This is a genomic window from Treponema sp. R8-4-B8, assembly GCF_054786175.1.
Genome location: NZ_BDHE01000019.1, coordinates 22,175 through 35,188, shown reverse-complemented (window position 1 = coordinate 35,188; position 13,014 = coordinate 22,175). Strand labels below are relative to the sequence as shown.

Sequence of the window (13,014 nt, the reverse complement as noted above, 5' to 3'; positions counted from 1 at the left end):
CGCAATGGTTACTTACAAAACAAACGCCGCCCTTTTTAGGAATATTCTCCCTGCCTTTAACCGCCGTGTGCCCCGCTATAGGAAGTAATGACAGCGCCCACCCTTGCGCGAGACGGTAAATAATATGCGTCATCGGTTTTTTTAATCCAAACGGGCTTAATGCCAACGCGATAAGGGCAAACGGCAATAAAAAAAGCAAAGCGGCGACTAAATATCCAAACCCTAGTATTGTTTTTATCATGTTTTAATTATCCCTAATTTCTGGAAAAAAAACAACCGTAAACCGCCCCCGTTATGTTTCACGCATTGACTTTTTTTTATTACTGTTACATTATCAATAAATGGCAGACCTTAAAAAATTCTCAGGCACGGATATCGAAATTGCCCAATCAGTATTTCCGGAACACGCCCTCCACATAAAGGACGTGGCAAAAAAAGCGGGAATTCCCGATGAGTACATCGAATATTACGGAAAATACAAAGCAAAAGTAAATTACAGCTTTCTTCAGGTAAACAAAGATAAAAAAGACGGTAAATTAATTCTTGTAACGGCGATTAATCCTACTCCCGCAGGAGAAGGCAAGACGACCACGACGGTAGGAGTCGCCGACAGCCTTTCGTCAATCGGAAAAAAAACGATGGTCGCCCTTAGGGAGCCTTCGCTCGGTCCCATATTCGGCGTTAAAGGCGGAGCCGCTGGCGGCGGCTGGGCGCAGGTTATTCCAATGGAAGACATCAATCTGCATTTTACTGGCGACTTCCACGCTATAGCCGCCGTGAATAATCTTTTGGCAGCGATGATAGACAACCATATTTTTCAGGGTAACGAATTAAATATCGATCCAAGAAAAGTCGTCTGGCGCAGATGTATCGACATGAACGACCGCCAGCTTCGATTTATTACGGACGGTCTTGGGGGGAAGATAAACGGTTTCCCGCGCGAGGACGGATTTGACATAACGGCCGCGTCGGAAGTAATGGCGATTCTCTGTCTCGCCGAGAGCATTGACGATTTAAAAACAAAGTTGGGGCGCATAATTGTAGGCTACACTTACGGAAAACAAGCCGATGAAAAGCCGGTTACCGCCGCGCAGCTCAACGCTCAGGGAGCGATGGCGGCTCTTCTTAAAGACGCTCTAAAACCAAATCTTGTGCAAACAATGGAAGGAACTCCCGCTTTTATCCACGGCGGACCATTCGCGAATATCGCGCACGGCTGCAATTCAATCATGGCTACCCGTCTCGCTCTTAAATGCGCCGATTATGTGGTTACCGAAGCCGGTTTTGGCGCTGATTTGGGCGCGGAAAAATTCCTCGATATTAAATGCCGTTTTGCCGGTTTTAAACCTTCCGCGGTAATTGTTGTCGCCACCGTCCGCGCTTTAAAATCACACGGCGGCGCGAAAAAATCCGAACTTGAGAATGAAAATCTTTCCGCTCTTGAAAACGGCCTTCCCAATCTTTTACAGCACGTGGAAAATATAAAAAATGTTTATAAACTTCCCGTAGTAGTCGCAATTAACGCTTTTTCCAAAGATACAAAAGCTGAATTAGAGTTAGTTGAAAATAAATGCAAAGCGTTAGGCGTAAATGCCGCCGTTTCCGAAGTGTGGGCGAAGGGGAGCGAAGGGGGAGTCAAACTCGCCGAAGAAGTAGTACGCCTTTGCGAACAGCCGAACAATTTTGAGTTTTCTTATGACATTAATCTTTCCATTAATGAAAAAATAGAGACAATAGCGAAAAAAATATACCATGCCGACAGCGTTGTCATTTTGCATAACGCCCAAAAACAGATAAATCAAATTGAAAAAATGGGCATTGATAAAGTCCCAATCTGCATGGCGAAGACCCAGTACAGTTTTTCCGACGACGCTACCCTTCTCGGCGCCCCCAAAGGATGGCGCTTAACAGTAAGGGACGTAAAAATATCGGCGGGCGCCGGTTTTATAGTAGCCCTAACAGGCGAAATAATGACAATGCCCGGCCTTCCCCCCGTCCCATCCGCCGAAAAAATAGACATTGACAGTAATGGTAAAATATCGGGACTGTTCTAGCAGTGTGTAAAAATTTAAATTTTATTCTAAAATTTTATCTCGCAGAGGCGCAGGGGCGCAAAGTTGTTGTTCGAATGCTCATCGTATTACTCATGATCCTTGTTTTGAAGATAATATATGTTGTAGAACGAAAATCTATCGAACAGGTACTTTGCGCCTCTGCGCCTTTGCGAGAGGTCTTTCTGAAAATATTTTAATTTTTAACAAATAAAAGTAAAAATGAGTGCCAGATTCTTTTAAAGATGTTTCCTTTTTTGGCTTCTACGGCGGTTACTAACTGCACTCTGCTTAGTTCACCTTGTTCGTCGGAGATTATGAAGTATCCGGCGGGAGAGCCGGCGGGGAGAGGGGCGGTTAGTTTTTTATTGACTTCTGTCGCGTATTGAAGATTATTTGCGCGGGTGATGGGAGAGGTAAAGTCCGCCGGGTTTGCGAAGGCGAGTTCCACCGTGTTTGCCCTACCCTTCCATAATTTGGCGTTATCTATTTTTATGTCTTTCGGGCGGACTGTTTTAAAATTGTCAAACGCCCATGTAAGAAGGCTTATTCCGTCTTTATCGCGAATACCGGCGCCGCTTCTATTGTTGGGAGCGCCCAGAATTACAAGTATAAAGCGCGTATTGTTTCTTTGCGCGGTAAGGGCGATATTGTAACCTGATTCTTCAATAAATCCCGTTTTAAAGCCGTCAACGCCGGGAAAAACTTTTAACAGCGTATTGCGGTTTTCCTGCGTTATAGTGCGCGGATTACTTCGATTTTTTTCCCTTACGTTAGCCGCCATTGGATACGAAAATTCTGGAACAGAATGAAAATCGGCAAGGCTTTGCGGATGCATTATCAGATACTGACGGCAAAAAGAGGCAAACTCGGCTGCGGTCGTCATATTGTCTTCGGAAATGCCAGATGAATCAACAAATCGCGTAACTTTTAACCCCATACGCCGGGCTTCGGTTGTCATCTTACCGGCAAATTCATTCACGGTCGGCGCGAGACGCAACGCCGCCGCGACTGCCGCGTCGTTACCCGAAACAACCGCGAGACCGAGTAATATTTCTCGCAGCGTAACAATTTGCCCCGGTTCCAGAAACATCAAACTGGAACGGTAAGGTTGGTTCTGCGCCCAACTTTCAACCGTTATGGGAATTATCTCATTGTATGATGCCCTGCCCTCTTCAATCTCTTTCATAACAAGATGCATTGTCATTAATTTTGTAAGCGAAGCGGGAGGAATTTCCTCATCAGGATTTTTTGAATAAAGCACAGTACCCGTATGCGCGTCAATCAAAACCGCCGCCCTTGAAATTATTTCCGGCGCGGTCTCAATAATCGGTATAAGCGCGGATTGAGCCTGATAAATCTGCGCCGACACAGATAAAACAAATAAAAAAGAATAAAGAAAAAATAATAAAGAAAATTTTATTCTTTTCATACGGTAATAATTTTTCTAATTAAAATTCAGCCTGACCCACGGCGCGGGGATAGGGAATAACATCGCGGATATTCGCCATGCCGGAAACATACTGAATAAGGCGTTCAAAGCCAAGGCCGAACCCCGCATGAGGCACGGAACCGTAACGGCGAAGGTCAAGGTACCAGTGATAATCTTCTTGTTTTAAACCAAGTTCGCCCATGCGGCTGATAAGTTTTTCAAGATTGTCTTCGCGCTGGGAGCCACCTATAATTTCACCTAATCGCGGGACAAGAACGTCCATGGCGCGTACTGTTTTGCCGTCGTCGTTTAACTTCATATAAAAAGCTTTTATTTCTTTCGGATAATCGGTAACGATTACTGGACCGCAGGCGATCTTTTCCGTTAAGAACCTTTCATGCTCACTTTGCAAATCACAGCCCCAGCTTGGTTTAAATTCAAAAAGATCGTTCTTTGAAGCGACGGCTTTTTCCAATTCTTTAACGGCATCAGTATAAGTGATATGCGAAAATTTCGCGTCCGCAACCTGCCGCAGATTTTCAATTATTCCCTTTTCGACATGGGCGTTAAAAAACGCAAGTTCGTCGGCGCATTCGTTCAGAGCGGCGTTAAATACATACTTTAGAAAATCTTCAGCTAACGCCATATCGTCTTTTAATTCGGCAAATGCGATTTCAGGCTCCACCATCCAGAATTCGGCAAGGTGGCGGACGGTGTTGGAATTTTCCGCGCGAAAAGTGGGGCCAAAAGTATAAACGCGCGAAATGGCTGTAGCGTAGGTTTCACCTTCAAGCTGGCCTGAGACCGTTAAAAATGTTTTCTTGCCAAAAAAATCTTTGGAATAATCTATCGCACCCGCGCGTCCGTTATCCGCTTTTTGGGCAGATTGTTTCGCTAGAGCTTCAAGATCGAGCGTCGTTACCTGAAACATCGCTCCCGCGCCTTCGCAATCTCCAGCTGTGATAATCGGCGTGTGCAGATAATGAAAATCCCTCTCCTGAAAATACCTGTGAATCGCAAACGCCAACCGGCTTCTAAGACGCGCCACCGCTCCGAAAGTATTGGTACGCGGGCGAAGGTGCGCGATCTCACGAAGAAATTCCAAAGAGTGCCGCTTCTTTTGAAGCGGATAAGCTTGAATATTACCGGTAGTTTCGGCGGGGGCGTCCCCTAAAACATTCAAAGACACGGCGGCAATTTCCACAGCCTGCCCCGAAGCGGGAGAAGGTATCAGCTTTCCGCTGATTTTTACGGAAGCGCCGGTAGAAAGAGAGGCAAGGGCGGCTTCCGTCCGCTCGTCAATTCCCGCCCCCCTGTCAAACGTGCATTGAATACCCGCAAAGCAGGAACCGTCGTTTACTTCCACAAAGACAAGATTCTTCATATCCCTCTTTGTCCTAACCCACCCCGAAATCTCAGTTTCCTGAGACTGTGGAGACTGCTTAATAATATATTTTATAAGTGTTGGCAACATGAGGACATTATACAGAAATAACTAAAAAAGATGAAGAGGGAATGAATATTGTTTAAAATAAAAATGATATTACTGATTTATTACCGGAATAAAGCCATTTAAATCATCATTACGGATAATCTATTCTATAGGTGTCACCATTACACCTTTTAAATCTGCCAAAGCTCTTAAGAACTCCTTTGAACAGACCGTATTTTTCTATCGCCAAAATCATATATTCAGAACATGTCGGTTTAAAAAGGCAGTTTCGCCGCACTTCTTCCGGCGAATAATGCTGATACAGATGTACAAAACCGATAATCATTTTCTTTAGTACAAAGATAAAACCAATGCCCTGGCAAATCGCCCAAACAACGATCAGTACAATAAAAGGTTTTTCTTCAACCGCTCGTTGAATTTTAAGCGCGATATCGGGAAAACAGAACCGTAAAAAAAAATAAACAAGGACTGTTACGCCAAGCGTACTGGTACAAAAAACAAAGTAACATTTTAAAACAGTCAGAATACTTGTTTTGGGGCGTATCAGTTCTTTTTCAAGAACATATCTTTCCGCTTCCTTTTGTTCTTCTTCCGAACTGATACAATCCGCCATTATGTTCCCAAATAACCGGAACCGCATTACACGGTCCCGGTATTTTAAAAATTAAGCCTTTTTCTTCCGTATTAAAGCCTTCATATCCTGAATAGTGTTTTCTTCCTCCGAGGTGGGTTTGTTGCTAAGCGTAACAGATAAAGAATCTCCGGGGACTGAAATGATCAATTCATTCTGTACGGTCTGGTATACTTTAACACCCCCTTTAATCTCATCTTTCTGAACAGTCTGTATCTTAAGAGCTGTAATATCTTTATAATGAAATTCACTAGTCGTCTCATCATGTTTTTCCCAATCGCTGCTTAAGATCAACTGATAAGAGACAATCTCGTCCCTAGTAAAGAACAGATAGGTAACTTCATATATTGAGCTGCGGAATCTGCCATCATCGCCGATTTTCCAGAAGAAAGCGTCTCCGGCGGCTAATTCTTTAAATGGGTTTACATACACATAGTTACCAATGGAAATTGTCTTTTCAATCTGGCTCTTATCAAAGCCGACTTTCTGCAATCCTCTGTTCTCCGGATCCAACCGCTGTACAATGGCTTTAACTAGCGCGTCGTATTCCACATCGGAAACGTATTTTAGTTTCTTATCAAAGCAGCCTTTTTTCTTAATTGTAATTTTTTCCTTTTTAGCAAAACAACCTTTTAATATTGCGCCACACCCTTTTTTGTTTTTATCGCTAAAGTAAAATACCGCTTTTTCCTGTTCCTCAGTACGATAACCTGCTTTCAGATCGATTAATGTACCTGCTCCTTTTTTGGGAATAACAATACCTAATACAGAATCCAATAATCCCATTTTTTTCTCCTTATAAAATAAATTATGGTCAAGCATACGCCTAACCTAGATGCCTGTAGGACGTTCAACCCCCAAAATCTCATAAAAATTCGCGACATAATCTTTTGTAAGATCGTTTTGATTCGTGGTTTTCAATAGCTTCTTATAATAGGGGTTGGTAACGGAGAAATTATCTTCCATAAATACGGCGCCGCAAGCCTTACATTTTACTATCATATAGCGCCTCTTGAAAATGATTTATATAACGCGCCAAAAAGTATTACAATATTTTTGTCGGTATTTTTGCTCATTTGCGTATTATAGCTATTTTTGGTATTATTGTCAATAAGAAAAATATTGTTTTTTGCCTTTTTTTCTCATCCGGCACAATATAAATTAAAATAGTTTTGGGTACTACAATTATAAAAGCATTTTGGAATATTGACAAAAATTGATATTTTACTAAAATGACATTATAGAAAAAAGATCAAGCAGGACGCTTTCTGTCCGGTGTCCTAATATTTTTATAGGGATGCCATTATGAATAAAGAAGAAATATTAGAATTAATTAAAACCGGTTCCATTGACATTTTAAAATTAAAACCTCTGCTCTCCGACATAAATACGGTTGATATTGCCGAAATTTTTGACGAATTGGACAGGGAAAAAATAATTCACTTGTTCAGAATCCTGCCCAAAGCAATCGCGTCGGACGTATTCGCGTACATGGACAGCGACCATCAGCAGATTATTGTCGAAGCCCTTACCGATTTGGAAATCGGCGAAATCATGAACAAACTTTTCGTGGACGACGCGGTAGACTTTATCGAAGAAATGCCCGCCAATGTTGTCAACCGCGTGCTTAAAAACGTACAGCCTGAAAAACGAAAATTAATCAACCACATTTTACAGTACCCCGACGATTCAGCGGGCAGTATAATGACGACGGAATATGTAGACCTTCGCGAAGACGCGACAGTACGCGAAGCTTTTGACACTATCCGCAGCACCGGCATTAATAAAGAGACAATTTACAACTGTTATGTGATACGAAGGGATCGCCTTCTTTTAGGCGCCATTTCCGCGAAAACGCTTATGCTTGCCAAACCGCAGGAGCGTATCGGCGATATTATGGACACCAATCTTGTTTTTGCGCATACAACCGACGATCAAGAAGCTATCGCTGAACAATTTAAAAAATACTCGCTTTTGGCGATGCCGGTTGTTGACAAGGAGCAAAGGCTTGTGGGCATTATAACGGTAGACGACATTGTAGACGTAATCGTCGAGGAAAGCACTGAAGACATTGAAAAGATGAACGCCCTTGCCCCCTCTGACGATCCGTATTTAAAAACCGGCGTTTTCAGATTAGCGAGAAACCGCATCCTTTGGCTTTTAGTGTTGATGCTTTCCGCTACCATAACCGGCTTAATCATTTCCGATTTTGAAAACGGGCTTGCTGCCCTGCCAATCCTTGTCGCATTCATCCCGATGCTCATGGACACGGGAGGCAACGCGGGCTCCCAGGCTTCAACACTAATTATCCGCGGTATGGCAATAGGTGAAATAAGCCCTAAAGACATTATCCGCGTTATATGGAAGGAAGTGCGTGTTGGTTTGTTATGCGGATTGGCTCTTGGAACAGTGAATTTTATACGCATTTTTATTATGAACGGGCAAAATCTTATGTTATGCGTCACGGTTACCCTGTCCGTATGCTGTACGATCCTTATAGCAAAAACCGTGGGATGCGTTCTTCCCTTAGCTGCAAAGTGCCTAAAAATTGACCCTGCCGTCATGGCGGCCCCGTTAATCACTACTATTGTGGACGCCGTATCGCTTATAATTTACTTTTTATTCGCCAAAGCGATTCTTGGTCTGTAAAGTGTTGACAGACTCCCATTGCCACCCCTTCGACCTTTCCCCTCTTTTCCCGCAAATGGAACAGGAACGCCGCAGATTGGGAGTTACTGCGGCGGCAAGCTCTTACAACATGGAAGAATTTACGCATAACGAAGAAATAGCGTATAACGCCGCCGCTGAGAACGCAGCTCCTCTGTTACTCTGCTTCGGCGTTCACCCCCAACTGCCCGCCGTAAAAAAAGAAAATGGCGAATTATTTACGGACTCTGAATTATCAGGCAGCCTTAAAACCTTGCAAAATCTAGCTTCGGCGGGCAGAATATCCGCGTTAGGCGAATTTGGTTTTGACCTTTACAATGCGGCTTTTAAAGAAACTGAAAAAACACAGGACGTTTTGTTTGTGGCGCATTTGGAAACTGCCATCAATTACAGTCTGCCAATAGTTCTTCATGTGCGCCGCGCCATACACAAAATATTTGCCGCCGCAAAAATTTTATCAAAGTGTAAGGCGGTAATTTTTCACTCATGGCCAGGCACCCTTGAAGAAGCCCGCTCACTGTTACGCCACGGTATTAACGCGTATTTTTCATTTGGGAATACAATTATGCACAACCACAAACAGGCAATCCAATGCTGTTCTTCGCTCCCGCTGGAAAGGCTTCTAACGGAAACCGACGCTCCCTTTCAACCGAGGAGGGGCGAAAAATATTCCACATGGGCAGACTTGCCTTTGATACTAAAAACGGCGGCAAATCTTCGCAGTGAAGCCGGTAATAAGATTGATGAAAAAGATTTAGAAGCGCAGATTGAGATTAATTTTAAACAAGTTTTTAATATGAGATATTAGTTAGTAACATCTATAATTTTACAAAGCATTATTCCCAAATTTTCTCTCGCAAAGGCGCAGAGGCGCAAAGTTTTCGTCCGATAGCTCATTGCTGATCAAGATATATTAGTTTAGCTACAAATCTTGAAGGAAAAAAGGATGATCCTGCAAACAAAAAACTTTGCGTCCTCTGTGCCTTCGCGCCTTTGCGTGAACCTCTTTTCCGAAGTTTTCCTACAGTCTCTTGCGCCTTTGCGAGAGGTATTCTTTTAAATAATTTATTACTAAAACAATTTAATGTTACCAAACAAACCGCGCACTAAAGCTTTTCCTGCTTCCCTGCCGATTTGCGTCATCGCGCTTGAGAGCGCCTTGTTCGCGGGAGAGCTTGTTTTCCTCGCGCTTGTCGTTCTTGGCGCTTTTACGGGCTGGGTTTGCCGCGTTGCGGCGGGCTGTTGTTTCTGCTGCTGCGATTGCGTTTGCTTTTTTTGTTCCTGCAATACTTCATACGCGGATTCGCGGTCAATAGCGTCGCGGTATTTTGAGTTAAGCGGGCAGCTTTTAATGATGCCGCTTATGCGCTCCGGTTCGGCGGGGCCTATAAAACTTTTTGGCGGAAGTAAAAATGCGCGTTGTACGATCTTTGGAGCGCCTTTCTCGTCAAGTACTGATATGAGCGCTTCGCCTGTTGAAAGCTCGCCTAAAACTTTTTCACTGGAAAATTCAGGATTGGAGCGGAATGAGGCGGCGGCGGCTTTTAACGCTTTTTGATCATTTGGCGTATATGCGCGTAACGCATGTTGAATTTTATTTCCCAACTGCGATAATACGGTATCGGGAATATCTGACGGCGACTGCGTAATAAAGTAAATGCCGACGCCTTTGGAGCGGATAAGGCGCGCCACTTGCTCGACTTTTTGCAGAAGGGCCTTCGGCGCTTCGTTAAACAAAATGTGCGCCTCGTCAAAAAAGAACACCATCTTTGGCTTATCAAGATCGCCGACTTCCGGCATCATCTCGTAGAGGCCTGAAAGCATCCACAACAGGAATGTCGAATAAAGCAACGGGCTTTGAAAAAGCTTCACGCAATCCAGAATATTGATAAAGCCGCGGCCTGAACCATCACAGCCAAGCCAATCGCGCAGATCAAGAGCCGGCTCTCCAAAGAAAATATCCCCTCCGCTTGAGGCTAACGTTAAAAGATTTCGCTGAATGGTACCTACGCTTTGCGTCGAAATATTGCCGTATGTAGATGATAACTCCTTAGCGTTGTCGCCCGCAAATTGCACCATCGCCCGCAGATCTTTTAAGTCGATCAGTAATAGGCCGTTGTCGTCGGCAATCTTAAAAATTATCTGTAAAACGCCACTCTGCGTTTCATTGAGACCGAGAATACGCGAAAGAAGAAGAGGCCCCATATCGGATATCGTCGTGCGAACAGGAATCCCGTTTTTACCGTACACGTCAAAAAAACGCGTGGGATAATCCGTATACGCAAAATCGCTTATGTTCATGCTCTTTACGCGTTCTTCCACATTTTTATTAGGCTCGCCCTTTTTGCAAAGTCCCGAAACATCCCCTTTGATGTCGGCTAAAAAAACAGAAACGCCTATGTCGCTTAACGCTTCCGATAAAACTTTTATAGTTACAGTTTTGCCCGTGCCGGTAGCTCCGGCGATAAGACCGTGCCTGTTTATCATTTTGGAAAGCATGTAAACAGGTTCTTTACCTGTTGCGATCCATAATTTATTTTTATCAACCGCGGGTTTGCCATCCGCGCCAGGAGCGGCGGAATCCGGCTGCTTAACCGGAAAAATATCTAATTTTACGCCGCAGTGTTCACAGAACTTCGGGGCGGCTCCCCCTGTAATATTCAAAGTGCCGCCGCAAGCCGGGCATTTATTATTTGTAATTTCAATCGCCATTAAAGTTTTCTCCTGTAACCTATTGTACTATAAATATACATTTTGTGCAATTAACCTTTATGTTGTATTATTTAATTTTTATTATTAATTATTTAAATATATACCGGCATTAGCGTGGATATATCTTAAAACCTATTGTAACAATAAAGCCGGTCGATTTAGGATAATCAGACGTATCAACTATTGAATTAGGATGCGCCGCCCCGTCATTCGCGCTTCCTTCAAGAATATCGGTAAAATATGAAATGACCGTTCCCGCCTCGCCGTAAAAGGCAACAGGCAGCTTGCTAAGGTTCCATTCGACCCCTATTTTTATTATATGGCTCCACTGGTACGCGCCGTCCTGAAGAAAAAATCTTTTAAGAGCAGGGGTGTTATCTCTGTCATACGGATCAAGCTCCGACAGCAAATTACTTCCATCAACGGCGTTAGGGCCAAAGTCGGCGCCATGCCGAATCATTTGGTATTGCAAATGCGCGGTAACATTTTTACCGGGCATAGTTTGAAACCGCACAAGAATTTCATCGGAGTTTGGGGGAAGGTAATAACCTAAACATACGCCGTTGTTTACATAGGCGGTTTCCATCCGCAGGTCAGAGTACCAGGGGTTAAGATTCCTGTTATGCGTATAACAATAAGGGTTCACTTTTGTATAGCTGAATTTTATTGATGTAAAAGAAAGAAATGGCAATGAAAAGTTTGCCCCTGCCTGCCACGCAAACATACTGCGATCAAGTTCGCCCATATTGCTCTCAAAGCGCGCCTCATCTCCGAAAAATGAGAACCATATATTCCCAATTCCCGGATACTGCGCTTTAATATTGATGAAAACTCCAAGATTATCAAAATCGCCTATAAAACCTTTATAAATAACGTTACTCATCAACGGAAATACATATCCTAGTTCAAAACGTTTTGGCCATACAACCGTTTCTCCAAGATCAAAATACAGATAATTTTTGTACCTTAATTGCAACATCGTTATAGAATATGCGTTTTGAAAAGTCATTCCTGACGCTTTTTCCCCTTTTGAATTAAAGAATTCTAAAAATCCTGTCATAGAAGAAAAAGTTAGCCATGAGAACGGCCTAAATTCTCCTTCAATTGCAATAAAAGGACGCGACATTTGATTCAGGGCAAGGCTTGAGCCAAAAGGCGTAGAACCCCACTCATGCGACAGCCGCCCCAACCGCATAATTATTTTATCATCCAAAAAAGAAGATGTTAGTTCAGGTTTATAATTATATGCAATTGAAGCGGTTTCAGGCCATGAATCAAAATCATACATTGCATTAAGATGATGCACTGAACCGTCCCACCGTTTTTTATAACTGTACGGAAAATGCGTAAGAGGTTCGCTGTATACATCTATTTCTTCATCTTTATATTCAGTGAGATCTTTTCCATCGTTAAAATTTTCATAATAGGTATGATATTTGCCGAGGCTTTCACGCGGAACTATTATCAAACCGCCTTCAAACGATAAATTATAAGAAACATGGCTGCCAAAGTCGCCGTTTAGATAAACTTGTATCCATGTATCTGTGCCATAATTGCCATTATATTGATCATCATAATAAAACCCGGCTGATCCTTCAATATCGGCGCTTACGCCAATATTAGCGGAAAGTTCAATGTCATCTTTTCCTATTTCAGTTTCACCATGCCATGCGCCCCTTCGCCAATCCATGCCGTTTTTTGGTTTTGAAAACACAGCAAGATACTGTTCCAGAATTTCAATCTCATGTTTCCTTAATTTTTCAGCTTTTTGTGAATTTAGAATTTCTTCAATCGCAGTAATGACGATGCTTCTTGTATAAGGCTTGATTCCCGACAACGGTTTGCATAAGCCTTTTATTTCCGCCTGCTCCAGAATATAGTAAACCTGATTTTCTAGAGAGATGGAATTATGATTTTGCGCAAAAAGCGGGAAACGGAAAAAAGCGCACAAACAAATACAGGCGGTTAATAATTTTAATTTCATAGAATTATAATACCAAATTTTATTAATAGCGTCAAGTAAATGCGCGGCGCTATTAAATGAGGCATCTTGACACAACAGACAATG

The 13,014-nt window shown here is 43.0% G+C and carries 10 protein-coding genes and 1 pseudogene; 3 read left to right on the top strand and 8 right to left on the bottom strand.

Annotated elements, in window-relative coordinates:
* Positions 1 to 241, bottom strand: a pseudogene (locus ACYVRA_RS04825) (lysophospholipid acyltransferase family protein); the annotation flags it as partial.
* Between the two features lie 100 nt (positions 242 to 341).
* Here ACYVRA_RS04825 and ACYVRA_RS04820 point away from each other — a divergent pair.
* The gene (locus tag ACYVRA_RS04820; protein WP_461251618.1) at positions 342 to 2,054 is read left to right on the top strand and encodes a formate--tetrahydrofolate ligase; all 1,713 of its coding nucleotides are present in this window, start codon (positions 342 to 344) and stop codon (positions 2,052 to 2,054) included.
* Between the two features lie 193 nt (positions 2,055 to 2,247).
* Here ACYVRA_RS04820 and ACYVRA_RS04815 read toward each other — a convergent pair whose 3' ends face one another.
* The 5 genes from ACYVRA_RS04815 to ACYVRA_RS04795 all read right to left on the bottom strand — a co-directional run bounded on the left by ACYVRA_RS04815 (position 2,248) and on the right by ACYVRA_RS04795 (position 6,569).
* Positions 2,248 to 3,483 carry a D-alanyl-D-alanine carboxypeptidase family protein gene (locus ACYVRA_RS04815; RefSeq protein WP_461251617.1) on the bottom strand — a complete coding sequence of 412 codons (1,236 nt, stop codon included), beginning with the start codon at positions 3,481 to 3,483 and terminating at the stop codon, positions 2,248 to 2,250.
* A 19-nt stretch (positions 3,484 to 3,502) separates the two neighbouring features.
* A complete protein-coding gene (asnS, locus tag ACYVRA_RS04810; RefSeq protein ID WP_461251616.1) occupies positions 3,503 to 4,957 on the bottom strand; it encodes an asparagine--tRNA ligase in 1,455 nt (484 codons plus the stop codon).
* A 109-nt stretch (positions 4,958 to 5,066) separates the two neighbouring features.
* Positions 5,067 to 5,549, bottom strand: a complete 483-nt coding sequence (gene yidD, locus ACYVRA_RS04805) for a membrane protein insertion efficiency factor YidD (protein ID WP_461251615.1) — start codon at positions 5,547 to 5,549, stop codon at positions 5,067 to 5,069.
* A 51-nt stretch (positions 5,550 to 5,600) separates the two neighbouring features.
* On the bottom strand, positions 5,601 to 6,353 hold the full coding sequence (locus ACYVRA_RS04800) for a hypothetical protein (protein ID WP_461251614.1): 753 nt from the start codon (positions 6,351 to 6,353) through the stop codon (positions 5,601 to 5,603).
* Between the two features lie 45 nt (positions 6,354 to 6,398).
* Entirely contained in the window at positions 6,399 to 6,569 is a 171-nt protein-coding gene (locus ACYVRA_RS04795) for a hypothetical protein (RefSeq protein ID WP_461251613.1), read from the bottom strand.
* Positions 6,570 to 6,872: 303 nt separating this feature from the next.
* Here ACYVRA_RS04795 and mgtE point away from each other — a divergent pair, with 303 nt between their 5' ends.
* Entirely contained in the window at positions 6,873 to 8,216 is a 1,344-nt protein-coding gene (gene mgtE / locus ACYVRA_RS04790) for a magnesium transporter (protein WP_461251612.1), read from the top strand.
* A gap of 1 nt (position 8,217) precedes the next feature.
* The gene (locus ACYVRA_RS04785; protein WP_461251619.1) at positions 8,218 to 9,042 is read left to right on the top strand and encodes a TatD family hydrolase; all 825 of its coding nucleotides are present in this window, start codon (positions 8,218 to 8,220) and stop codon (positions 9,040 to 9,042) included.
* A gap of 263 nt (positions 9,043 to 9,305) precedes the next feature.
* On the opposite strand, the gene ACYVRA_RS04780 is transcribed toward ACYVRA_RS04785, so the two are convergent.
* Positions 9,306 to 10,946 (bottom strand): helicase HerA-like domain-containing protein, encoded by a 1,641-nt coding sequence (locus ACYVRA_RS04780; protein ID WP_461251611.1) that lies wholly within the window; start codon positions 10,944 to 10,946, stop codon positions 9,306 to 9,308.
* 109 nt (positions 10,947 to 11,055) lie between these two features.
* Positions 11,056 to 12,930, bottom strand: a complete 1,875-nt coding sequence (locus tag ACYVRA_RS04775) for a hypothetical protein (RefSeq protein ID WP_461251610.1) — start codon at positions 12,928 to 12,930, stop codon at positions 11,056 to 11,058.
* Positions 12,931 to 13,014 lie beyond the last annotated feature (84 nt).

Excerpts from the sequence above, each read along its gene's own strand:
- ACYVRA_RS04820 (WP_461251618.1), top strand. The coding sequence starts at position 342 with ATGGCAGACCTTAAAAAATTCTCAGGCACGGATATCGAAATTGCCCAA.
- ACYVRA_RS04815 (WP_461251617.1), bottom strand. The coding sequence starts at position 3,483 with ATGAAAAGAATAAAATTTTCTTTATTATTTTTTCTTTATTCTTTTTTA.
- asnS (WP_461251616.1), bottom strand. The coding sequence starts at position 4,957 with ATGTTGCCAACACTTATAAAATATATTATTAAGCAGTCTCCACAGTCT.
- yidD (WP_461251615.1), bottom strand. The coding sequence starts at position 5,549 with ATGGCGGATTGTATCAGTTCGGAAGAAGAACAAAAGGAAGCGGAAAGA.
- ACYVRA_RS04800 (WP_461251614.1), bottom strand. The coding sequence starts at position 6,353 with ATGGGATTATTGGATTCTGTATTAGGTATTGTTATTCCCAAAAAAGGA.
- ACYVRA_RS04795 (WP_461251613.1), bottom strand. The coding sequence starts at position 6,569 with ATGATAGTAAAATGTAAGGCTTGCGGCGCCGTATTTATGGAAGATAAT.
- mgtE (WP_461251612.1), top strand. The coding sequence starts at position 6,873 with ATGAATAAAGAAGAAATATTAGAATTAATTAAAACCGGTTCCATTGAC.
- ACYVRA_RS04780 (WP_461251611.1), bottom strand. The coding sequence starts at position 10,946 with ATGGCGATTGAAATTACAAATAATAAATGCCCGGCTTGCGGCGGCACT.
- ACYVRA_RS04775 (WP_461251610.1), bottom strand. The coding sequence starts at position 12,930 with ATGAAATTAAAATTATTAACCGCCTGTATTTGTTTGTGCGCTTTTTTC.